At 67.3% G+C, this 22,880-nt stretch carries 20 protein-coding genes; 12 read left to right on the plus strand and 8 right to left on the minus strand.

All coding sequences use genetic code 11. The features are described 5' to 3' along the window. The first annotated feature begins 157 nt into the window (after positions 1-157). The 6 genes from PSEK12I1_RS0115320 to PSEK12I1_RS0115345 all read left to right on the plus strand — a co-directional run bounded on the left by PSEK12I1_RS0115320 (position 158) and on the right by PSEK12I1_RS0115345 (position 8,126). Positions 158-1,912 carry an ABC transporter permease subunit gene (locus tag PSEK12I1_RS0115320; RefSeq protein ID WP_027602104.1) on the plus strand — a complete coding sequence of 585 codons (1,755 nt, stop codon included), beginning with the start codon at positions 158-160 and terminating at the stop codon, positions 1,910-1,912. A 13-nt stretch (positions 1,913-1,925) separates the two neighbouring features. After that, on the plus strand, positions 1,926-3,233 hold the full coding sequence (locus PSEK12I1_RS0115325) for an AAA-associated domain-containing protein (protein ID WP_027602105.1): 1,308 nt from the start codon (positions 1,926-1,928) through the stop codon (positions 3,231-3,233). A 26-nt stretch (positions 3,234-3,259) separates the two neighbouring features. Further along, complete coding sequence (locus tag PSEK12I1_RS0115330; protein WP_037007009.1) at positions 3,260-4,318, plus strand: sensor histidine kinase; 1,059 nt, start codon at positions 3,260-3,262, stop codon at positions 4,316-4,318. After that, entirely contained in the window at positions 4,315-4,956 is a 642-nt protein-coding gene (locus tag PSEK12I1_RS0115335) for a response regulator transcription factor (RefSeq protein WP_027599598.1), read from the plus strand. Before PSEK12I1_RS0115330 ends, PSEK12I1_RS0115335 begins: the two co-directional genes overlap by 4 nt. Positions 4,957-5,096: 140 nt before the next feature. After that, the gene (locus tag PSEK12I1_RS0115340; protein WP_027602107.1) at positions 5,097-6,725 is read left to right on the plus strand and encodes a methyl-accepting chemotaxis protein; all 1,629 of its coding nucleotides are present in this window, start codon (positions 5,097-5,099) and stop codon (positions 6,723-6,725) included. A gap of 186 nt (positions 6,726-6,911) precedes the next feature. Continuing rightward, positions 6,912-8,126, plus strand: a complete 1,215-nt coding sequence (locus PSEK12I1_RS0115345) for an HD-GYP domain-containing protein (protein ID WP_027602108.1) — start codon at positions 6,912-6,914, stop codon at positions 8,124-8,126. Positions 8,127-8,159: 33 nt separating this feature from the next. Here PSEK12I1_RS0115345 and PSEK12I1_RS0115350 read toward each other — a convergent pair whose 3' ends face one another. Both PSEK12I1_RS0115350 and PSEK12I1_RS0115355 read right to left on the minus strand, forming a co-directional pair. Beyond that, positions 8,160-8,783 (minus strand): VOC family protein, encoded by a 624-nt coding sequence (locus PSEK12I1_RS0115350; RefSeq protein WP_027602109.1) that lies wholly within the window; start codon positions 8,781-8,783, stop codon positions 8,160-8,162. Between the two features lie 116 nt (positions 8,784-8,899). Next, a complete protein-coding gene (locus tag PSEK12I1_RS0115355) occupies positions 8,900-9,367 on the minus strand; it encodes a helix-turn-helix domain-containing protein (RefSeq protein ID WP_027602110.1) in 468 nt (155 codons plus the stop codon). Positions 9,368-9,459: 92 nt separating this feature from the next. Here PSEK12I1_RS0115355 and PSEK12I1_RS0115360 point away from each other — a divergent pair, with 92 nt between their 5' ends. Together PSEK12I1_RS0115360 and PSEK12I1_RS0115365 are read left to right on the plus strand one after the other, a co-directional pair. Next, positions 9,460-10,422: an aromatic alcohol reductase gene (locus tag PSEK12I1_RS0115360; protein WP_027602111.1), complete on the plus strand. Its 963-nt coding sequence runs from the start codon at positions 9,460-9,462 to the stop codon at positions 10,420-10,422. Positions 10,423-10,777: 355 nt separating this feature from the next. Then, a complete protein-coding gene (locus PSEK12I1_RS0115365) occupies positions 10,778-12,103 on the plus strand; it encodes a M20/M25/M40 family metallo-hydrolase (RefSeq protein ID WP_027602112.1) in 1,326 nt (441 codons plus the stop codon). Between the two features lie 55 nt (positions 12,104-12,158). Here the strand turns inward: PSEK12I1_RS0115365 and PSEK12I1_RS0115370 are convergent, their stop codons facing one another. Next, on the minus strand, positions 12,159-13,283 hold the full coding sequence (locus PSEK12I1_RS0115370) for an MFS transporter (protein ID WP_027602113.1): 1,125 nt from the start codon (positions 13,281-13,283) through the stop codon (positions 12,159-12,161). Between the two features lie 264 nt (positions 13,284-13,547). Between PSEK12I1_RS0115370 and PSEK12I1_RS0115375 the strand changes: the two genes are divergently transcribed. Both PSEK12I1_RS0115375 and PSEK12I1_RS0115380 read left to right on the plus strand, forming a co-directional pair. Next, positions 13,548-13,976, plus strand: coding sequence for a DUF2231 domain-containing protein (locus PSEK12I1_RS0115375; protein WP_027602114.1), 429 nt, complete (start codon positions 13,548-13,550; stop codon positions 13,974-13,976). Next, positions 13,973-15,268 (plus strand): sorbosone dehydrogenase family protein, encoded by a 1,296-nt coding sequence (locus tag PSEK12I1_RS0115380; RefSeq protein ID WP_027602115.1) that lies wholly within the window; start codon positions 13,973-13,975, stop codon positions 15,266-15,268. Before PSEK12I1_RS0115375 ends, PSEK12I1_RS0115380 begins: the two co-directional genes overlap by 4 nt. Positions 15,269-15,313: 45 nt before the next feature. Here the strand turns inward: PSEK12I1_RS0115380 and PSEK12I1_RS0115385 are convergent, their stop codons facing one another. The 5 genes from PSEK12I1_RS0115385 to PSEK12I1_RS0115405 all read right to left on the minus strand — a co-directional run bounded on the left by PSEK12I1_RS0115385 (position 15,314) and on the right by PSEK12I1_RS0115405 (position 20,262). Then, a complete protein-coding gene (locus PSEK12I1_RS0115385) occupies positions 15,314-15,622 on the minus strand; it encodes a cytochrome o ubiquinol/quinol oxidase subunit IV (RefSeq protein ID WP_027602116.1) in 309 nt (102 codons plus the stop codon). Beyond that, positions 15,619-16,248, minus strand: coding sequence for a cytochrome (ubi)quinol oxidase subunit III (locus PSEK12I1_RS0115390; protein WP_027602117.1), 630 nt, complete (start codon positions 16,246-16,248; stop codon positions 15,619-15,621). Before PSEK12I1_RS0115390 ends, PSEK12I1_RS0115385 begins: the two co-directional genes overlap by 4 nt. Next, positions 16,245-18,278, minus strand: coding sequence for a cbb3-type cytochrome c oxidase subunit I (locus PSEK12I1_RS23845; RefSeq protein WP_371099738.1), 2,034 nt, complete (start codon positions 18,276-18,278; stop codon positions 16,245-16,247). Before PSEK12I1_RS23845 ends, PSEK12I1_RS0115390 begins: the two co-directional genes overlap by 4 nt. Before the next feature lie 22 nt (positions 18,279-18,300). Continuing rightward, positions 18,301-19,242, minus strand: coding sequence for a ubiquinol oxidase subunit II (locus tag PSEK12I1_RS23850; RefSeq protein ID WP_027602118.1), 942 nt, complete (start codon positions 19,240-19,242; stop codon positions 18,301-18,303). A 120-nt stretch (positions 19,243-19,362) separates the two neighbouring features. Continuing rightward, positions 19,363-20,262: a LysR family transcriptional regulator gene (locus tag PSEK12I1_RS0115405; protein ID WP_007158583.1), complete on the minus strand. Its 900-nt coding sequence runs from the start codon at positions 20,260-20,262 to the stop codon at positions 19,363-19,365. Positions 20,263-20,408: 146 nt separating this feature from the next. Here PSEK12I1_RS0115405 and PSEK12I1_RS0115410 point away from each other — a divergent pair, with 146 nt between their 5' ends. Continuing rightward, the gene (locus PSEK12I1_RS0115410; RefSeq protein WP_027602119.1) at positions 20,409-21,488 is read left to right on the plus strand and encodes a 4-oxalomesaconate tautomerase; all 1,080 of its coding nucleotides are present in this window, start codon (positions 20,409-20,411) and stop codon (positions 21,486-21,488) included. Positions 21,489-21,544: 56 nt separating this feature from the next. After that, complete coding sequence (gene dctA / locus PSEK12I1_RS0115415; protein ID WP_027602120.1) at positions 21,545-22,858, plus strand: C4-dicarboxylate transporter DctA; 1,314 nt, start codon at positions 21,545-21,547, stop codon at positions 22,856-22,858. Positions 22,859-22,880: the final 22 nt, after the last annotated feature.

A 22,880-nucleotide genomic window follows, 5' to 3' on the forward strand; every position in this document is an offset into this window, starting at 1 on the left:
CAGGGCAGCAGGCGAGGGCGGGATATACCTTGGTATAGCCAAACGTCCATCGTTTCGATGGCTGGGACAGGGTGGCGCGCCTAGATTAGCCCGGTGTCCGAACCCTGCGCGGCAGGGCCGGCCGCTCTCCCAAGGCCCCCATTCAAAGAGGTACGCCATGAAGACCCTTCCTGGCCTCTACACCCCCGCCGTGGCGCCGCGCTCGCTGCGGCAACGTCCCACCTCCCTGTGGGCCGATGCCCTTTGCCTCGCCCTCGGGCTGATCGCCCTGGCGCTTATCTGGCATGGCGTCGCCGAGATGCGCGCGCCCCTGGCCGTGCTCGACGCCGATCCCATGACCCTGGACCTGGCGCGACTGCCCGAGTACGCCCTGCGCACCACCCTGCGCATGTTCATCGCCCTGGGCGCCTCGCTGCTGTTCACCTTCGTCTTCGCCACCCTGGCGGCCAAGAGTCGCAAGGCGGAGCTGCTGATCCTGCCGGCCATCGACATCCTGCAGTCGGTGCCCATCCTCGGCTTCCTGACCTTTACCGTGAGTTTCTTCCTGGGGCTCTTTCCCGGTCGCCAGCTGGGCGCCGAGTGCGCGGCCATCTTCGCCATCTTCACCAGCCAGGCCTGGAACATGGCGTTCGGCTTCTACCAGTCGCTGCGCACCGTGCCCGAGGACCTGCAGCAGGTGAGTCGCCAGTTCGGGCTGTCGCCCTGGCGCCGGTTCTTTCGCCTCGAGCTGCCGTTCGCCATCCCCGGCCTGGTGTGGAACACCATGATGTCCATGTCCGGCGGCTGGTTCTTCGTGGTGGCCTCGGAAGCCATCACCGTGGGCGACAACACCATCAACCTGCCTGGTATCGGCTCCTGGCTGGCGCTGGCCATCGCCCGGCAGGACATCGCCGCCATCGGCTGGGCGGTGCTGGCCATGGGCCTGGTGATCCTGGTCTACGACCAGCTGTTTTTCCGCCCGGTGGTGGCCTGGGCCGATCGCTTCCGCGTCGAGCAGACCGCCAGCCAGCAGGTGCCGCGCTCCTGGGTCTACGACCTGGTCCGGCGTGCGCGCCTGGGACGCATGCTGGGCGGCTTCGGCAGCTTCTGCACCCAGCTCGCCACCCCGCGGATCCGCCGCGCCTGGCCGCACTGGCACCTGGCGCCGCACCGCCGCGCCTGGCTGCAGCGTGGGCTGGACGTGCTCTGGTACGGCGCGCTGCTGGTGGTGCTGCCCTATGGCGTCTATGCGCTGTACCGCTTCATCGCCGCCGACGTCTACTGGGTGGAAGCGGTCGCGGTGCTCGGCCTGGGGCTGCTGACCATGGCCCGGGTGCTGCTCCTGATCGCCGTCGCCAGCCTGATCTGGGTGCCCATCGGCGTCTGGATCGGCCTGCGCCCCGGCTGGTCGCAGCGCCTGCAGGCGGTGGCCCAGTTCCTCGCCGCCTTTCCGGCCAACGTGCTGTTCCCGGTGGCGGTGGTGGGCATCGTCAGCTTCCACCTCAATCCGGACATCTGGCTGTCGCCGCTGATGGTGCTGGGCACCCAGTGGTACATCCTGTTCAACGTCATCGCCGGCGCCAGCGTGCTGCCCAACGACCTGCGCGAAGCGGCCCGGCTGTTCGGTCTCAAGCGCTGGCAGTGGTGGCGGCAGCTGGCCCTGCCGGCGATCTTTCCCTACTACGTCACCGGCGCCCTGACCGCCGCGGGCGGCTCCTGGAACGCCAGCATCGTCGCCGAGGTGGTGAGTTGGGGCAATGAACGCCTGCAGGCCCATGGCCTGGGCGCCTACATCGCGCAGATGACCACCGCCGGCGATTTCCCCCGGGTCGCCCTGGGCATCGTGGTGATGTCGATCTTCGTACTCGGATTCAACCGGCTGCTCTGGCGGCCCCTGTATGCCTACGCCGAGCGGCGTCTGCGGCTCGACTAAGAGGAGAAGCGCCATGAACCTGACCACGCTGAATGCCCGTCCCCTGATCGATGTCCAGAACGTCCGCCAGCTCTATGGCAACGCCGGCGGCCCGGCCCGGGTCGTGCTGGACGAAGTCTCCCTGACCCTGCACGAAAACGAGATCGTCGGCCTGCTGGGGCGCTCCGGCTCGGGCAAGTCGACCCTGCTCAGATCCATCGCCGGCCTGCTCACCCCCAGCGGCGGCACCGTCGACTTCCCGCCCAAGGACGACGGCCAGCGTGCCCGGGTCAGCATGGTGTTCCAGAGCTTCGCGCTGTTTCCCTGGCTGACCGTGCTGCAGAACGTCGAGATCGGCCTGGAAGCCCTGCACGTGCCGCTGGACGAGCGCCGTCGTCGCGCCCTGGCCGCCATCGACCTGATCGGCCTGGACGGCTTCGAGAGCGCCTATCCCAAGGAACTTTCCGGCGGCATGCGCCAGCGCGTCGGCCTGGCCCGTGCCCTGGTGGTGCACCCGGACGTGCTGCTGATGGACGAACCCTTCTCGGCGCTGGACGTGCTCACCGCCGAGACCCTGCGCACCGACCTGCTCGACCTCTGGGTCGAGGGGCGCATGCCGATCCGTTCGATCCTGATGGTCACCCACAACATCGCCGAGGCGGTGCTGCTCTGCGATCGGGTGCTGATCTTTTCCAGCAACCCCGGGCGCGTCGCCAGCGAGATCCGCATCGACCTGCCGCAGCCGCGCAATCGCCACGATCCGGCCTTTCGCGAACTGGTGGAGGAGATCTATGTGCGCATGACTGGCGAGACCACCCCGGCACCCCACGACGCAGGGGTTCCCGGCAATGGCCTGGGCATGCGGCTGCCGACGGTCTCGACCAACGCCCTGGCCGGCCTGCTGGAGGCGGTCCAGGCCGCGCCCTACGACGGTCGCGCCGACCTGCCGGAACTGGCCGGCGGGCTGGGCTATGCGCTCGACGAACTCTTTCCCCTGGCCGAGGTGCTGCAACTGCTGCGCCTGGCGGTCCTCGAAGGCGGCGATCTGCGCCTGCTGCCGGCCGGGCGCGCCTACGTCGAGGCGGGGGTGGACGTGCGCAAGCAGCTGTTCGCCCGCCAGTTGCTCAACTTCGTGCCGCTGGTGGCCCATATCCGCCGGGTGCTGGACGATCGCCAGGGCCACACGGCGCCGGCGCGGCGCTTCCGCGACGAACTGGAGGACTTCATGGACGAAGCCGACGCCGCCCGCACCCTCGGCAGCGCCATCCAGTGGGGGCGCTATGGTGAGCTCTTCGCCTATGATCAAGCGGCCGATATGTTCAGCCTGGAAAATCCAGGCTAAGAGCGACCACGAACGAGAAACTGGCCATGGATCGACGACCCTTCGCCACCACCACCCACTGGCTGCGGCTAGGGGGCCTCTGCGCCCTGGCGCTGGGCATCGCCCTGCTGGACACCCTCACCGACCGGGAGATCGCCATCGGCGTCTTCCAGGTGGTGGTGGTGCTCCTGGCGGCCGGTTTCCTGTCCGCGCGCGGGGTCACGGTCACCGCCCTGGGCTGCACGCTGCTGGTGCTCTGCAGCTATGTCGCCACCCGTAGCGGCGACCAGGAGGCGGGGCTGGTCAACTGCATCATCAGCCTGCTGGCCATCGTCGCGGTCGCCGCCCTGTCGCTGCGCCTGGAGGCCGCCAAGCGCGCCGCCGATGCGGCCCGGACGCGCCTGGTCCAGGCCGGGCGCCTGAGCCAGCTGGGTGAACTGGCCGCATCCATCGCCCATGAGGTGAATCAGCCGCTCACCGCCATCGCCGCCAGTGGCAACGCCTGCCAGCGCTGGTTGAGCAATCAGCCGCCGCAGGTGGAGCGCGCCGTGCAGGCCGCGCAACGGGTCATCGACGACGCCCACCGCGCCAGCGCAGTGATCGCCCGGGTGCGCAGTCTGGTGCGCCAGGCGCAGGTGGCCAAGGATTGGCTCAACGTCGCCGATACCGTGGAGAAGGTGCTGGATTTCGTCCGCGCCGAATTGAGCCAGCGCCAGGTCGCCGTGGAGGTGCGCCTGCAGGAGGGCCTGCCGCCGCTGCTGGCCGACGAAAGCCAGCTGCAGCAGGTCATCCTCAATCTGCTGCTCAATGCCCTAGACGCCCTCGAAGGGATACCGCCCGAGCAGCGGCGGGTGGTCATCCAGGTGGGGCAGGACACCGCCGGCGCCATCCGCCTCGGCGTCGAAGACAGCGGTCGTGGCTTGACGCCGGTGGCGCGCGAGCAGATGTTCGAGGCTTTCTACACCACCAAGGCGCAGGGCATGGGCCTGGGCTTGGCGCTGAGTCGCTCCATCGTCGAAGCCCACGGCGGGCGGATCTGGGCCACCTCGTTGCCGGAGGGCGGCACCGGGGTCTACTGCAGCCTGCCCAAGGATCCACAACCATGACCTCAGCGAGTATGACCGGCCAAACCCAGCCCACCCTGGTCCACCTGGTGGACGACGACGCCTCGGTGCGCGCCGCCGTGGAAGACCTGTTGGCGTCCGTGGGGCTCGATACCCGCAGCTATGTCTCGGCCGCCGACTTTCTCGAGCGGGCCCGGCTGGACGCGCCGGGCTGCCTGGTGCTGGACGTGCGCATGCCCGGCATGAACGGCCTGGATCTGCAGCAGGAGTTACAGCGCCGCGGCCTGGCGCTGCCGATCATCTTCATCACCGGCCATGGCGACATCCCCATGTCGGTCCGGGCGATGAAGCAGGGCGCCCTGGAATTCCTCACCAAGCCGTTTCGCGACCAGGACCTGCTCGATGCCATCGACCAGGCACTGTGCAAGGCGCAGGAGGCCCATGCCCAGCGCCGCCAGTTGCAGGACCTGCAGAGCCGCCTCGACACCCTCAACGACGGCGAGCGAGCGGTGCTGGCGCGGGTGGTGACCGGGCTGCTCAACAAGCAGATCGCCGCCCAGCTGGGGGTCAGCGAGATTACCGTCAAGGTGCGTCGCGCCGCCCTGATGCGCAAGCTGCAGGCCGGTTCCCTGGCGGAACTGGTGAAGATGGTCGAGCGGCTGGAGGCGTCGCGCGGCTAGGCCTTTCCTGTCGGGCGTACAGCCGCTGGACAGACACCGCAGCCGGGTTGTCGCGCCAATCACTTGCGCGCTAAAGAAAGGCAATAGTCAGTCGATACGGGTTTTAGAGGATCGCCTTTCGCCGATCCAAGGAGCTCGTCTTGAACCTACGTCAGCTACGCATCGCCCCCCGCGCCACCCTCTGCTTCGGTGCGGTCACCCTGTTCGTGATGCTGCTCGGGGCCTTCGCCCTGGTCCAGCTCAAGGCCCTGCGCGCCACCGAGCAGGCGATGGAGGCCGAGTGGCTGGCGAGCGTCCAGACCACCGATGACATCCAGATCGCCTTGATGCACACCCGTCTGGAGAGCATTCGGCTGCTGGCCACCGAGGACAGCGCCGCCATGGCCATGGCAGCGCGGAAGATCCAGCAGAATCGCGATCTGATGAATGCGCGCACGGCCTATTACCGCGACCATCTGATCTCCACCGCTGAAGAGCGCGCCAATTTCGACCAGGCCGCGCTGCAGATGAAAGGCTACCTGGACGGGCTGGATCGCATCGTCACCCTGGCCGCCAGCGATCGCGCCGAGGCCCTCAGGCTGGCCAATGGCGAGCAGCGCCAGCGGGCCGAAGGCTATCAGGAGCAACTGACCCGCCTGCGCGATTTCAACGGCGAAGGCGCCCGTCACGCGGGGGAGGCGGCCACCGGCATCTATGACCGCAGCGTCAGCATCGTGGTCGGCATCATGCTGCTGGCGGTGCTGGTGACCCTGCTGCTGGCCTGGCGTCTGACCCGTAGCCTGGCCCAGCCGATCGGCGACTCCCTGGCCGTGGCCAATGCCATCGCCCAGGGTGAGCTGACCGGCAGGATAGATCCCACCGGCAAGGACGAAGCCGCCGGCCTGATGCGCGCCCTGGCGCAGATGCAGGACAATCTCAAGGACACCCTGCATGGCATCTCGCGTTCGTCCGACCGCCTGAGCGATACCGCCCGCACCATGCACGCCGTCACCGACCAGGCCAGTCGCGCCCTGGCCAGCCAGAACGCCGAGATCGACCAGGCCGCCACCGCGGTCACCGAAATGAGCGCCGCCGTCGAAGAGGTGGCGCGCAACGCCTCGTCCACCTCCCAGGCCGCGCGGGAATCCAGTGCTGCGGCGGAAAACGGCAACACCAAGGTCGGCCAGGCCCTCGACGCCATGCAGCGTCTCACCCAGCAGGTGCAGTCGACCTCGGTCCAGGTCGAAGGTCTGGCCGGGCAGGCCCAGGACATCAGCCAGGTGCTCAGTGTGATCGGCGCCATCGCCGAGCAGACCAACCTGCTGGCGCTGAACGCCGCCATCGAGGCCGCCCGCGCGGGCGAGCAGGGCCGCGGTTTCGCCGTGGTCGCCGACGAGGTCCGCGCCCTGGCGCACCGCACCCAGACCTCGACCCGCGAGATCGAGCAGATGATCCAGGCGATCCAGAAGGGCTCAGCCGAAGCCGTGGATTCCATGCAGCTCAGCACCACCCAGGCCCAGGCCACCTATGTGATCGCCCAGGAAGCCGGCACGGCCCTGAGCGACATCCTCCACGCCGTGCGCCTGATCGACGAGCGCAATCTGCAGATCGCCACCGCCTCCGAAGAGCAGGCCCACGTCTCCCGCGAGGTGGACCGCAACCTCATCAGCATCCGCGATCTGTCGGTGCAGACCAGCGATGGCAACCGCGAAACCGTGGGCGCCAGCGAGCAGCTGTCGGAACTGGCCGGTGAACTGCAGACGCTGGTGCGCCGCTTCAAGCTGGCGTGAGGGGCAGGGCGCGCTGACGGCGGTCGCGCGCCCGCTCTTCTTACATTCGGTTACCTTTGGCCACCCTGTTTCGCCGGCTCATCGGCCCGAACCCGCCGGGCGCTTTCCCGAGTAGTGGCTTTTTGGTATCAATGGTTATTGTAATACCTATTTAGTTTCGTCCTTCGACGCTCTCGCAGAGAAACCATGGCGCTGCCCCAATACAGTCTCAGAGTACCTGTCTCCCAATTGCAGCTGGGCATGTACGTCTGCGAACTGGATCGACCCTGGGCGGGCACGCCCTTCCTGTTCCAAGGCTTTCCCATCCAGAACGCGCACGACCTGCGCACCCTGCAGGAGACCTGCGAATTCGTCTGGGTGGATCGCCGCCAGAGCCATACGGTGACGCCGCTGTCCGCCAGCCTGTCGGCAGGCGCTCAGGCCAAGACCTATGCCATCGACTACCGCGATGAGGTCAAGACCACCGAACCGGTGTGGCGTGAAGCCCGGGCCGTGTCGATGCGCATGCTCGACGCCGTCAAGTTCGGCAAGGAACTCGACGTCGGCGAAGTGCGCCGCGCGGTCGGCGAGTGCGTCGAAAGCGTGCTCAAGCACCCCGCGGCCAGCCTCTGGCTGGCGCGCATCAAGCAGCGCGACCACTACACCGCGGAGCATTGCCTGCGCGTCTCGCTCTATGCCATCGCCCTGGGCAAAGCGCTGGGCCTGCTGCCTCTCGAACTGGAAGAACTGGGGGTGTGCGGCATGCTGCACGACGTCGGCAAGATCAAGGTGCCCGACGAGATCCTCAACAAGCCAGGCCGCCTGACCGACGAAGAATTTCGCATCATGCAGGCCCATACCACCTACGGCTATCAGTTGCTGATGGCCAACAGCGAGGTGCCGCCAGCCGCCGTCGACGTCGCCCATACCCACCACGAGCGCATGGATGGCAAGGGCTACCCCCGCCAGCTGCCGGCGCACCGCATCCCCTTCAAGGCCAGGATCATCGCCGTGGTGGACGCCTACGACGCCATCACCAGCGATCGCCCATACAGCGAGGGCCGCTCCAGCCTGGAAGCCCTGCGCGTACTGTTCGAAGCCCGGGGCACGCAATTCGACGAAGTCGTCGTGCTGGCCTTCATCCAGCTGATCGGCGTCTATCCGCCGGGCGAGATCGTCGAGCTGAGCACCGGCGAGGTAGGCATCATCATCGGCTTCGACGCCGGCAGCAAATTGAAGCCCCGCGTGCTGATCGTGCTGGACGCCAGCAAGCAGCCGCGCCCGGAGCGGGTGCTCGACCTGGCGCGCAATCCGCTCGATGAGCAGGGCCGCCTGGTCAGCGTCCGCGAAGTGAAACCCTCGGGTGCCTATGGCATCGACATCGACGCCTACCGCGCCAAGGGACTGGTGGTGCCGGGCTGAACGGATGAGGGGTCGCCGTTTGGGGGTCGACCGTCAGAGGGTCTTCAGACCCGTCGGCGTCTCCAGGTAGGCCAACAAGCCGGGTCTCTCCCCAGGCAGCACCGCGACGGGTCCGGAAAAGCCGATCGCCTCCAACTCTTGCCCGAGCCCCGCGGCATCGGGATGCCTGAGCTCCAGGCGCTGCAGGCGGCAGCCCTGATCGATCAGCCCAGCCGCCGGGTGCGGGGCGTCGCCCCAGTCGATCAGGCTGGGCAGGACCCCGCCCAGCGACAGCTGCCCATCGGCATGGATCGAGATCTGCCAGGCCAGCGCGCCGCGACTCATCGACTCGATGCGGCCGAAGGTCCGCGTGAGGTGCGCATCCGCCTGCGCCAAGCCCTGGGTCCCGGCCACCCAGTGGGCCAGGAGGGGCGCAGCGTCCGGTGCCAGCTCATCCAGTTCGAACCAGCGCGGTCTGGTCGGCGGCGGCGCGTCCGGGTCCGGGGCTATGACTTCCAGATAGCCGTCCCCCAGCCCTAGCAGCAGGTTGTGGGTGCCCATGCGTGCATGCTGGCCGCCGGGCTGCATGACCACGCCGAGGCGGTGCTCGACATACCGGGCGCCCGCGGCCAGGGTCGGTGCCACGATGACCAAGTGGTCCAGATGGGAGAGTCTCATGGGGTCGATTCCTGAGCGGGCAAGTTCGAGCAGGGGCGGAGCGGCCTGATCCGCTCAGGGCTCACAGGCCGGGCTCGGATCAGGGCGCCAGCCACTGTGGAGGGTAGCGGTTGCACTCAAGCCCGTGGGTCTTCGCCAGTAGGCTCGTTCGGCATCGGTCTGGGCGATTGCCACGCCGGCTTCTCCGGGCCTCGCTCATCGAAGGCGCGGCGCGCTGCCCGAAAATCTTCCACATTCTCGATAACCCAGGTCCAGATGGGCGTCATCCGGAGCAGCAGGCTCATGCCCAGCGGCGTCAACTCGTATTCGACCCGGGGCGGGACTTCGTCGAAGTCGTGCCGCAGCAGCAGGCCGTCGCGTTCGAGGGCGCGCAGGGTCTTGGTCAGCATTCGCTGAGTGATGCCCGACAGTTGCCGCGCCAGTTCGGCGTGCCGCATGACGCCATAGACCCCCAGCGCATGCAGGACCCCCAGGGACCAACGACTGCCCGCATGGGTCAGCACCTCGCGGCGTACGCCGTCTTCGTCCCGCCTGAGTGTCTGGCAGATGGCTTCGGACTGTTGGAGGAGTTCCAGATCGGTCATCTCGTCCCCTGGTATCACGCGTGTGCCTTCTTCTGAGCGCCGCTGGCGTCTGCCAGCATTCGCTCATCTTATACCTGACGTCAGGAGTCATGATGACTAACCCATTCCCTACCGCTACCCAATCCATTCTCGTGCTTGGCGCGGGCGAACTCGGCTTGCCGGTACTGCGCAATCTCGCCCGGCTTGCCAAGGAGAAACCCGGTTCGAAGGTGAGCGTGTTGCTGCGCCAGTCGACCCTCGACAGCCAGGACGCTGTCAAGAAAAGGGAGCTGGGCGAGCTGCGCGCGCTTGGCATCACCCTGGTGGCGGGCGACCTGGTCAAGGATTCCATCGCCGAACTGGCGGCGGTCTTCGCGCGATTCGATACCGTCATTGGCTGCGCCGGCATGGTCGCTGGCCGGGAAACCCCCATGAAGCTGGCGCGTGCGGCACTCGCCTCGGGTGTGAAGCGCTACTTTCCCTGGCAATTCGGGGTGGACTACGACGTCATCGGTCGTGGCAGTCCCCAGGACCTGTTCGATGCGCAACTCGAGGTGCGCGAGTTGCTGCGCGCCCAGAGCCAGACCGAGTGGGTGATCATTTCCACCGGGATGTTTACCAGCTTCCTGTTCGAACCCGCGTTCGAGGTCGTCGATCTCGTGACGGATACGGTCAGGGCGCTGGGCAGTCTGGATACCCAGGTGACCCTGACGACGCCCGAGGATATCGGCAGGCTGACGGCGGAGATCGTGTTTTTCGAGCCGCGCTTTCGTAACGAGATCGTCTATCTCGCCGGTGACACCCTGGCCTATGGCGAGTTGGCCGCGCTGCTGGAGCGGGTGCTGCAGCGGCCCTTCAGCACCCGGGTGTGGCCGCTTCCCCAACTGCTGGATGAGCTGGAGAAAGAGCCTGACGAGCAGCTCAAGCACATCTGGAAGTATCGCGCGGTCTTCGCCCAGGGCCGCGGCGTCGCCTGGCCGATGGAGACCACCTTCAATGCTCGGCACGGGATCGCGGTGACCAGTGCTGAGCAGTGGGCGCGGGAGCACCTGGTCGAGGCCGGACGGGCCGAGTGAAGCATGCAGGACTTCGGGTCATTCCTTTCCTGCATCGCCAAGATTCCCTAGAGACGTAGGGCGGCTTCGGGTATTTCCGATAAAACCTTCCCGTCGCTTCTGCCTGTGCCGACCCTTCCGCATGCCGCCTTGGCCGAACGCGGCACCGAGATCTGCCCCCGGCAGCGGCGACTGGCGGACGAGGGGCGCAGGTTTCTGGACGCCTGAGTCGCGCAGAGCACCCTGAACGACGCCACATATCCGAGAGCGTCCCGTGCTTTGACCTTTCGTGCGCGGACACCTAGGGTCAGGCAGGGCGCATTCGTCTGACGATTGTGCTCAATCGGAATACCAATTCAGGCAATGGGAGTGTCAGATGTCTTTTGCTCGTTCGGCCTTGGCCAACCGCTTTTCCGCTCTAGTGCTCACCGCCGCGACCGCTACCCTGGCGCTGCCCCTGGCCGCCGCGCCGGGGGTCGAGGGTTCCCTGTCCGCCGTCCAGGGCGATGCCCGGGTCGCCAAGGCGCTGGAAGCGCTGCGCGCCGACGATGGCCGCACCTTCACGGAACAGAAGCACATCGCCCAGATTCCCGCGCCGCCGTTCAAGGAAAAGGTGCGCGCCGAGTATTACCTCAAGCGCTTCCAGGAGCTGGGTCTCAAGGACGCCAGCATCGCCCCGGAAGGCTATGTGATCGCCACCCGCAAGGGCAGTGGTCAGGGGCCGCAGCTGGTGGTGTCGGCGCACCTGGACACGGTCTTTCCCGAGGGCACCGACCTGACCCTCAAGGAAAAGGACGGCAGGACCTACGGCCCCGGCATCGGCGATGACGCCCGGGGCCTGGCGGCGCTGCTGTCGGTGATCGACGCCCTCAACAAGAGCGGCATCGAGACGGTGGGCGACCTGGTCTTCGTCGGCACCGTGGGCGAGGAGGAGCTGGGCAACCTGCGCGGGGTGAAGGCGCTGTTCAAGGATCGCCAGGGCATCGACGGCTTCATCTCGGTGGATGGTATAGACGTGCGTCGCATCGTCAATCGCGGTACCGGCAGTCACAGATACGAGATGACCTTCAAGGGGCCGGGTGGCCACAGCTTCGCCGAATTCGGCCGGCCCAGCGCCATCCACGCCATGGGTCGCGCCATCGCCAAGATCGCCGAGGTCCGTCCGCCCAAGGAACCCAAGACCACCTTCACCGTGGGCACGGTGCAGGGCGGCACCTCGGTCAATGCCATCGCCGGCGAGGCGCGCCTGACCCTGGACATGAGATCCAACGAAGAGGCCGCGCTGCTGGCCGAAGAGAAGGAGATCCTGGCCCTGGTGCAGGACGCGGTGAAGGAAGAGAACCAGCGCTGGGAGACCGACCAGATCTCGGTGGACATCAAGCTGATCGGCGATCGTCCGGCCGGGGGCACTGCGGAGGATTCGCCCATGGTGCAGACGGCGCAGCGCTCCATTGCGGCGGTCACCAAGGGCGCCAAGGTCACCCTCAGCGGTGGCAGCACCGATTCCAACACCGCCATGTCGCTGGGCATTCCGGCCATGACCATCAGCGGTGGCGGGGAGGGTGGCAGTGCCCACTCGCTGGCGGAATGGTACAAGCCGGTGGACGCCTATCAAGGCCCGCAGAACGTGCTGCTGACCAGCCTGACCTTGGTCGGCGTCAAGGGCGTCAGCGAGCCGGTGCTGCAGGCCAAGGGCAAGTAGCCCGCAGCCGGCCCTGGCACCGCCCCGCACGGGAGCGATGCCAGGACCGGCGGCCTCATTCGCTCGCCGGCTTCAGTCGCAGGCAGGCCAGGGAGCTGACCAGGATCGCCAGGCCGGACAGCGGATACAGCAGGGTCGAGGGCACCAGCGGAATGAGCGCCCCGGCCAGCAGCGGACCCACGCTGGCGCCCACGTCGCGCCACATGGCGTTGGAGGCCAGCGCCGGCAGCCGGGCCTGACCGGGATGGCGGGTGGCGACCAGGGTCACCACCAGGGGGATCTGCAGGGCGCGCAGGATCAGCACCCCGCCGGCGCCGAGGATCAGCCAGTGAAAGCCGAAGGCGATCAGGAACAGCGCGGTCAGCGTCGAGCAGACCACCAGCATGGGCGCCGCGCCATAGCGATCCGCCGCCCGCCCGCCGAGCGGGCTGAGCAGCATGTCGGACAGATAACGCAGTGCCATCAGCAGCCCGGCGACCAGCACGGCATTGCCTCCGAGTACCGCCTGGGAAAAGGCCGATAGACCGAAGATGAACAGGCCGTCCAGGGTCACCCCTTCGATGAAGGACCAGGTGACGATGCGATCCGGCCAGCGCAGGCGGCGTCCGGGCGCTGGCAACTCGTGCCCGGCGCGGGGCAGCCCCAGGGCCAGCAGCAGGCCGATCAGGCAAAGCCCGCTACTCAGCAGCAGTACCGCGCGCGGACCGTACTGCAGGGTCAGCCAGGCGCCCACCGAGAGCGCCAGCATGGGACCGATGGCGATCAGCGACCGGGACGTACCGGTGCGCCGGGCGGCGCCGGCCGGATCGGCGGTGGCCAGCACCTGGGTGGACAGGTTGAAGGTGGCGAAGCTCAGGCCCCAGGCCAGGCGCAGCCCCACCAGTGCCCAGAAACCCGAGAGATTGGCGTTGCCCAGGGCGCAGAGGGCGGCCACTGCGGAAGCCACCACCAGGCTGCGGCGATCGCCGAAGCGGGCATAGAGCTGCACCACATAGCGGTAGCCGACGATGCGGATCACCCGGTTGGCGGCCAGCAGGATGCCGGCCTCGATCAGGCTGATGCCGAAGACCGGGGCGTACATGGGCAGGACGAGATAGAGCAGCACGTCGCTGGGCAGGCAGCAGGCGAGGACGATGGCCGCGCGCCGGGAGGCCTGGTCGACGGACCGGGAAGAGGTCATGCGCGAAAGATTCCTGTGGGCGAGGTGACGTCCAGCCCGTCGGTCGCCGGCTGGACAGCGGATTGCAGTGACGGCCCGGCCCTACAGGCGCCAGGCAGAGGCCGTGACTGCAACGAGACTGTCATTATCTCTTCTTTTGCAAGAGGTGTCCGCCAGGCGAAACGGCTGAACTAACCGCGGGCGCGCGCAATCCTTTTCAGTGCGTCTTGCGCCGCGCAGTGGCTGCCCGGCCCTGCCACGTCCCGTCATGAAAAGGAGTCGTCAGTGACCGTAGCTGCCCATCATTACCACCCTGTCCGGCCCGGCCCGCTGCACGCGCTGCTGCTGGCCGGCTCCGTCCCGCTGTTCATCGGCGGCCTGCTCAGCGATATCGCCTACTACCAGACCCAGCAGATCCAGTGGGCCAACTTCGCCGCCTGGCTGATCGCCGGGGCGCTGTTGCTGTCCGGGCTGGCCCTGCTGTTCGCCCTCGGCAATCTGTTCGGCGCGCGCTTCCGTGGTCGCCGGCCGGCGGCCTATTTCCTCCTGCTGCTGCTGGCCTGGGTGCTGGGGCTGGTCAATGCCTTCGAGCACGCCAAGGACGCCTGGGCGGTGATGCCCGCCGGGTTGATCCTCTCGGTGATCGTGTCGGTGCTGAGCCTGGTGGCTGCCTGGATCGGTCTCTCCAACCTGCGTTCGGAGGTGGTCCGATGAGCACTCCACGAGTCTTGAGCGTCCTGGGTCTGGCCGTTCTGCTGGCCGCCTGCGGCAACGAGGGCGGCGCCGACACCCAGGCCCGCGGTCCCGATCCCAAGCTGCCCGAACCTCAGCGCGGCCTCCTGCCGAGCATGAAGATCGCCGAGCCTGCCCCCTGGGGCGATCGCACCCCGCGTGTTCCCCAGGGCTACACCATCACCGCCATCGCCACCGACCTGCGCATTCCGCGACAGATGCTGGTGCTGCCCAATGGCGACATCCTGGTGGCTGAAGGCCGTGGCGGCAACGCGCCCAAGCTCAAGCCCAAGGACGTCATCGCCGGCTACATCAAGGCCCAGGGCAACACCCAGGTGAAGGGCGGCAATCGCCTGACCCTGCTGCGCGACGCCGATGGCGACGGCAAGTACGAACTCAAGACGGTGTTCGCCGAGAATCTCAACGCGCCCTATGGCCTGGCCTTCGCCAACGGCCGGATCTACGTGGCCAACCAGGATGCCCTGGTCAGCTTTCCCTATCAGGACGGCCAGACCCAGGCCAGCGGCGCGCCGGACAAGCTGGTCGAGCTGCCAGCGGCGATCAATCACCACTGGACCAAGTCGCTCGCTGCCAGCGCCGATGGTCGCTATCTCTATGTGGGCATCGGCTCCAACAGCAACGTCGGCGAGCGCGGCATGGACGTCGAGGTGGATCGCGCGGTGATCTGGCAGATCGATGCCCAGAGCGGTGCGCACAAGAACTATGCCACCGGGGTGCGCAATCCCACCGCCCTGGCCATACAGCCCGACAGCGGCCAGCTCTGGGCGGTGGCCAACGAGCGCGACGAGATCGGCCCGGACCTGGTGCCGGACTACCTGACCTCCATCCGCGAAGGCGGCTTCTATGGCTGGCCCTACAGCTACTGGGGGCAGAACGTCGATACCCGTGCCCAGCCGCAGGATCCGGCCAAGGTGGCCGCCGCCATCAAGCCCGACTACAGCCTGGGCTCCCACGTCGCCGCCCTGGGCGTGACCTTTTCCACCGCGGCGGTGGGCGGGCAATTCACCGATGGCGTCTTCGTCGGCGAGCACGGCAGCTGGAACCGCGACAAGCCGGTGGGCTACCGCGTGGTCTTCGTGCCCTTCCAGCAGGGCCGTCCGGCCGGCGAGCCCATCGACTTCGCTACCGGGTTCTACGGCGACGACGGCAAGACCCGCGGCCGCCCGGTCGGGGTGGCGGTAGATCAGCGCGGTGGCGTCCTCATCGCCGACGACCTGGCCAACACCGTCTGGCGCGTGACGCGTACCCAGTAAGGTGCGAGATGGATCGGCTTGCCGCGCAGTCGGGCGGCAAGCCGATCAATGCATGCGGTGCTGCAGATCGCCGAGCACCACCAGGCTGCCCACCACCATCAGCACCAGGATCAGGCTGGTGAATAGCAGCAGATAGAGGTCGTGCCGGTGCGAGCGGCCCAGGCTGATATGCAGGAAGCAGCGCAGGTGCACCAGGATCTGCAGCAGACCCAGGCCGAAGATGACCCCCAGGGTGGTGCCGCGCGGCCAGCTCCGGAAGAGCACCAGGCCGATGGGGATCAGGCTCAGCGTCACCGCCAGCAGCAGGCCGACCACGTAGCTCGTCAGCTCCCGACGATAGTCATCTCTCTTCATGGCAACAGCCCCTGCAGGTAGACCACCGAGAGGATGGCTACCCAGACGATATCGAGAAAATGCCAGAACAGGCCCAGCCGCATCAGCCGGGTCTTCACCGGCGTATCCAGGCCGAACACCCTGAGTTGCACCAGCATCACCACCAGCCACAGACAGCCACTGGCGACGTGCACCCCGTGCATGCCCACCAGGGCGAAGAAGGCCGAGAGAAAGGCGCTGCGCTGGGGCAGGGCGCCCTTGTCCGCCATGCCGAGGAAGTCGTGCACCTCCAGACCCAGAAAGACCAGGCCCAGCGCCAGGGTCACCAGCAGCCAGGTCACCAGGGGCCGCAGGCGACCCTCGTGGTACTTCATGGCCAGGGACGCCAGGCCATAGGTGAAGCTGCTGGCCAGCAGCACCAGGGTCTGCAGGGTGACACTGCCGATCTCGAAGACGTCCCGGGCGACCGGGCCCCCGGCGGTGGCGTGCTGCAGCGTCGCGTAGATGGCGAACAGCAGCGCGAACACCAGGGCGTCGCTCATCAGGAAGATCCAGAACCCGAACAGCGAATACTCGGCCTCGGCGTGGGTGGCGTGATCGGTGGCGCCGACATTGAGGCCGGCGTGATTCATGTCGCGCGGACTCATGGGCCCATCTCCGCCAGGCCACGGTTGCCCGGCCCTGTTTCCTCGTCGCGGTTGACCGCTCGCGTCGCGGCGACGAGATCCAGCCAGGCCTCGTGCTCGCGCCGGATGTCTGCAGCGGAAATCAGCCGCTCGGTATCGCGCTGGAAGCTGCGGGCGATCACCGCACCCCAGGCCACCCCCAGGCCGAGCACGGCCAGCCAGCCGATGTGCCAGACCAGCCCGAAGGCGCAGGCAAAGCCTGCGGCCCCGACGATGGCAGGCACCGCGCTGTTCTTTGGCAGTTCGATGTCGGCATAGGTGCGCGGCCGGTCGTAGGCCAGGCCATGCTCCTTGAGCCAGGTGAAGGGATCGCGGTCGTTGATCGGCAGCGGCACGGCGAAGTTGTATTCCGGCGGCGGCGCGGCCACGGCCCATTCCAGGGTGCGGCCATTCCAGGGATCGCCCACCGGCACCCGGGCACTGTCGCGGTGGCGGATGCTCACCACCAACTGGATCACCAGGCTGGCCAGGGCGGCGAGCAGGATCACCGCGCCCAGCTCGGCGACCCACAGCAGCGGGGCGAAATCGGGATTGTGGATCGCCTGGCTGCGCCGCGGCAGGCCGGAGACGCCCAGCACGTACAGCGGCATGAAGGCGAGCAGGAAGCCCAGGCCGAAATTCAGGGCGGCGATGCGGCCCCAGCGCTCGTCGAGGCGAAAGCCGAAGGCCTTGGGAAACCAGAAGTGATAGCCGGCCAGCATGCCGAACAGCATTCCGGGGATCAGCATGTTGTGGAAATGGGCGACCAGGTAGACGGTGTTGTGCACCTGGTAGTCCACCGGCGGTGTGGCCAGGGTGATGCCGGTAAGGCCGCCGATGACGAACAGCATGATGAACATCACCGCATAGATCAGCGGCGTGGTCAGGCGGATGCGCCCGCGGAACATGGTCGCCATCCAGTCGTAGATCTTCACCCCGGTGGGGATGCCGATGAGCATGGTGGCGATGCCGAAGGCGGCATTGATCTTCGGACTCTGGCCCATGGTGAAAAAGTGGTGCAGCCAGACGGTAAAGGACAGCACCGCGATCACCAGGGTGGCCCAGACCAGCGAGTGATAGCCATAGAGCCGCTTGGTGGAGAAGGTGGCGAAGACCTCGGAGAACACCCCGAAGGCCGGCAGGATCAGGATGTACACCTCTGGATGGCCGAACAGCCAGAAGAGGTTGATGTAGTTCATCAGGTTGCCGCCCTGGGTGTTGGTGAAGAAGTGGAAGTCCAGGTAGCGGTCCAGGGCCAGCAGCAGGGTGGCCACGGTCAGCGGCGGCATGGCGAAGATCATCAGGATGCTGGTGCACAGCGCCGTCCAGCTGAACAGCGTCATATGGAACAGGCGCATGCCCGGCGTCCGCTCCTTGTAGAGGGTGACGGCGAAATTGAGGCCGGTCAGGGTGCTGCCGATGGAGCTGAGGGTCAGCGCCCAGATCCAGTAGTCGGGGCCGACGCCGGGCTGGTATTCGGCGCCGGTATAGGGCGGATAGCCGCTCCAGCCACCGGTCGAGAAGCGACCCAGCACCAGCGAGACCATCACCAGGGCCGCACCGGCCACGGTCAGCCAGAGGCTGATGGCGTTGAGCAGCGGAAAGCGCACGTCGCGGGCACCGATCTGCAGCGGCATGACGAAGTTGATCAGCCCGGTAAGGAAGGGCATGGCCACGAAGAACACCATGATGGTGCCGTGGGTGCTGAACAGCTGGCCGAAGTGCTCCGGTGGCAGATAGCCCGGGGCATCGATGGCCAGGGCCTGCTGGGTGCGCATCATCACGCCTTCCACCACGCCGCGGCTGAACATCACCAGGGCCAGCACCACATACATGACGCCGATGCGCTTGTGGTCCAGGCTGGTGAACCACTCCTGCCAGAGATAGCGCCACTTGCCGAGCCAGGTGATCACCCCGGCGGTGGCCAGGGCGCCAAGGATCACCACGCTGGCGCCGCAGGTGGCGACCAGGCTGTAGAAGGGCAGGGCATCGTAGCCCAGGCGACCGAACAGCAGGTGCCAGAGGGCCGAGGAATCAGTCATGGGTGGCTCCCTGGAAGGTGGCGCAGGCGGGTACCGGATCCTGGCGATAGCGCGCCAGCACCCAGGCGAAGAGGGCGGGTTGGGTCAGGCGCAACGCGGCGGCCTGCTCCAGGGTGCCGGGGCGGGATAGCACCTGGTAATGGGCGCAATCCAGCGCCTCGCGGGTCTGGCTGACGCCCTGGGTCCAGCTGGCGAAGTCCTGCGCATCCAGCACCCGGATCGGGAAATGCTGATCCTGGAAGCCTTCGCCGCTGTACTGGGCATTGCGGCCCTCGAACCGGCCGGGCGCGGGAATCTGCAGGTAGCGCTGGGTCTGCATGCCGGCCATGGCGTAGATCTGGCCGCCGAGGCGCGGCAACAGCAGGGATTGCATCACCGTATCGCTGGTGAGTCTGAGCTGCACCGGGCGTCCGGCTGGCAGGACCAGTTCATTGACCGTGGCGATGCCCTGTTCGGGATAGAGAAACAGCCACTTCCAGTCCAGGCCGATCACCTGGACCTCCAGCGGCGCCTGGCTGGGCGTCGGCGAGCGATAGGGGTCGAGGCTGTGGGTGCGGGTCCAGACCAGCACCGCCAGCACCGCGACGATCAGCGCCGGCACGCCCCAGGCGAAGACGTCCAGCAGCCAGGAGAACTCCCAGCGCGGCCGGTAGGCGGCGCGCGTGTTGCCGTGGCGATAGCGCCAGACGATCAGCGGGGTGAGCAGGATCACCGGCAGGACCACCACCAGCGCCAGGCCGACGATCCACAGCAGCAGGTCGCGTTCGCCACTGGCGGCGAGACCGGCCGGGGCGAGAAAGCCGTGCTGTAGCGGCGAACAGCCAGTGAGCGAAGCGGCCAGCAGCAGGCCAGCCAGGGACCCGACCGCCAGGCGGCGCCTCGAGGTGCTCCCCGGGCAGAGAGAAGAAGGACGCGACTTTCGCGCAAGGGACATGAGCGGACTCGACCGTAACCAGTTGTTGCAGCCAACAGACCGCCCGAGCAGGCGAGCCGTTCACTGGATACTGGCGCCTGGCCGCCCCGCCTCAGGACGCGCTGGCGTACAGGCCGCGAGCTAGGGCTGTTCGGTCTTCCACTGGCCGAGCAGGATGGCGACGAATTTTTCCGCGGCGGGCGACAGCGAGGCGCCGCGACGCGAGACCAGGCCCAGCGTACGGGTCACCTCCGGATCACTGAGGGGCACGCTGACCAGGGTCGGGTGGTCGGCATCCGGCATGGCCAGACTGGGCATGGCCGAGACGCCGAGGCCGGCTTCCACCATGCCCAGGGAGGTGGACAGGTGCTGCACCTCATAGAACCACTTGGGGCGGATGCCGCGGGCGGAGAGGGCATGGTCGAGCAGCACCCGGTTGCCGCTCAGGCGCCCCACACCGATCAGCCGGTGCTCGACCAGCTCGGCCCAGCTGATCGACGGGCGCCCGGCCAGTTCGTGGTCGCGCCGACAGGCCAGCACGAATTGCTCCTGCACCAGGGGCACGAATTCGATGTCCGGGTGCTGACCGCTGAGCATGTTGATGCCGAAGTCGGCTTCGCCGCGCAGCACGGCCTCCAGGCCGTCGTTGGCGCTGAGGTCCAGCAGGCGGATGCGGATCTTGGGGTACTGCTCGTTGTACTGGCGGATCACCGAGGGCAGGAAGTAGAAGGCCGCGGTGGGGATGCAGGCCAGGGTGACCTGACCGGTCTGGCGCTCGGCCAGCTCGCGGATGCTGAGGATGGAGTCCTCGAAGTCGTCCAGCAGCCGCCGCGCCTTGGGCAGGAAATCGCGGCCGACGCTGGTGAGGCCGACGCGACGAGTGGTGCGTTCGAGCAGGGGCGTCCCCAGGCCGTCTTCCAGCTTCTTGATGCGCCGGCTCAGGGCCGGCTGCGACAGGTGCAGGGCATCGGCGGCCTCGTGGAAGCTGCCCAGTTCGGCGATTTTCACGAAAGATCGAATGTCTTGCAGCTCGTAGTCCATGAACGCCCCGTTTCGGAAAGCCGGCTTTATTGATTATCCAAGTGGAATAATAGCGCTGATATTTGCATTGGATAGATTTATATCCGGCTGCCAATCTTGTTCCCAGAACATCAATAACCGCTATTGATCAACAAGAGTCAGCAGTCATGCAACGTATTCCCTGCGTTCTCATGCGAGGCGGCACCTCCAAGGGCCCCTTCTTCCACGCCAGCGACCTGCCCAGCGATCCCGCCGCGCGCGACGAGATGCTGATCGACCTCATGGGTGCCGGCCACGAGCTGGAAATCGACGGCATCGGTGGCGGCAGTCCGCAGACCAGCAAGGTCGCCATCATCAGCCCGTCCAGTCATCCCGATGCCGACGTGGATTACCTCTTCGTCCAGGTGATGGTCGCCGAGCGGCGCGTCGATACCGCACCCAACTGCGGCAACATGCTCTGCGCCGTGGGGCCCTTCGCCGTGGAGCAGGGGCTGGTTGCCGCGAGAGACGGCAAGACCCTGGTGCGTATCCGCAACCTCAACACCAACAGTTTCGTCGATTCCCTGGTGCATACGCCCGGCGGCCTGGTGCGCTATGAAGGCGACACCGCCATCGACGGCGTGCCCGGCACCGCCGCCCCGGTGCAGCTGACCTTTCTCGACGCCGTGGGCAGCAAGACCGGCCAGCTGTTTCCCACCGGCCAGGCCACCGATGTCTTCGACGGCGTGCCGGTGACCTGCATCGACATGGCCATGCCGATGATGATCGTCGAGGCCCGCCACCTGGGCGTGACCGGCAGCGAGCGGCCGGCCGAACTGGACACCAACGCGGCGCTGCTGGCGCGGCTGGAAGCCCTGCGGCTGCAGGCGGGTCGGGCCATGGGCCTGGGCGATGTCAGCGGCAAGGTGATCCCCAAGCCGGTGCTGATTTCCGCGCCCCAGCAGGGCGGCACCCTGCAGGTGCGCTATTTCATGCCGCACAGCTGCCACCGGGCGCTGGCCATCACCGGCTCCATCGGCCTGGCCACCGCCTGCGTCACCTCGGAGACCGTGGTGATGGCGCTGCTCGGCGAGTCGGCGCGTGACCTGACCCACGTCCGCCTGGAGCATCCCAGCGGCGGGATCGACGTGGTGCTGTCGCGCGGCGGCGCGGACGGCACTACCATCCAGGCCTCGGTCGTCCGGACCGCGCGCCGTCTGTTTTCCGGTCATGTCTATGCGCCTACCGCGCGGAGGCTCGCCGGCTAACGCGACACCCCCAACCACCAGCGCATCCGCACAACTTCAATAAACGGTGATGCCCCATGAAACTTGCCAAATCGCTGTACTTCCAGATCCTCTGCGCCGTGGTCCTCGGGGTGCTGGTCGGTCACTTCTGGGCGCAACAGGCCGTCGCGCTCAAGCCCCTGGGTGACGCCTTCATCAAACTGATCAAGATGATGATCGCCCCGGTGGTGTTCTGCACCATCGTCACCGGCATCGCCGGCATGACCGACAAGAGCACCCTGGGCCGGTTGATGGGCAAGACGCTGCTGCTGTTCCTGGTGCTCACCGTCATCAGCCTGTTCATCGGCCTCGGCGCGGTCTATCTGTTCCAGCCCGGCGTGGGCATGAACATCGATCCCGCGACCCTGAGCACCGCCAGCATCGCCCAGTACACGGCGTCGGCGGCCAAGCTCAGCGTGGTGGACTTCGTCATGCACATCATCCCGGACACCTTCATGGGGGCGTTCAACAAGGGTGAGGTGCTGCCGGTGCTGTTCATCGCCGTGCTCTGCGGCTTCGCCCTGTCCGCCATGGGCGAGCGCGGCCGGCCGGTGCTGGACGTGCTGGAGTCGGCGTCGCAGATGGTCTTCCGCATCTTCGGCTACCTGATGCGCTTCGCCCCGGTGGGTGCCTTCGGCGCCCTGGCCTTTACCGTGGGCCAGTACGGCATCACCTCGCTGGGCTCCCTGGCCAAACTGATCGCCACCCTCTACATCGCCTGCGCCTTCTTCGTCTTCGTGGTGCTGGGCGCGCTGTGCCGCTCGCGCGGCTTCAGCCTGTGGAAGCTGTTGCGCTACTTCCGCGAGGAATTCCTGGTGGTGCTGGGCACCTCGTCCACCGAGCCGGTGCTGCCGCGCATGCTGCAGAAGCTCGAAGGCCTGGGCTGCAAGAAGGGCGTGGTCGGCCTGGTGCTGCCCACCGGCTACTCCTTCAACCTGGACGGCACCGCCATCTACCTGTCGCTGGCCGCGGTCTTCATCGCCCAGGCCTGCAACATCGACCTCACCGTCGGCCAGACCCTGACCATGCTGGCGATCATGCTGCTGTCCTCCAAGGGCGCGGCAGGGGTGACCGGCAGCGGCTTCGTCGCCCTGGCCTCGACCCTCACCGTGATCCACGACATCCCCCTGGCCGGGCTGGCGCTGCTCATCGGCATCGACCGCTTCATGTCCGAGGCCCGCGCTCTCACCAGCCTGGCCAGCAACGCCGTGGCCACCGTGGTGATCGCGCTGGGCGAGGGCGCCTGCGATCGCGACAAGCTGATGCGCGCCCTGGCCAGTGGCAAGGCCGAACCCGTGGCGCTGCCCGAGGCCGCCGAGTGGACGGCACCGGACGTTCGTCCCCACGCCTGATCGTTCCAACCCCGCTACCGCT

The sequence above is a fragment of the Pseudomonas sp. MOIL14HWK12:I1 genome (assembly GCF_000510705.1).
GTDB lineage: Bacteria > Pseudomonadota > Gammaproteobacteria > Pseudomonadales > Pseudomonadaceae > Chryseomonas > Chryseomonas oryzihabitans.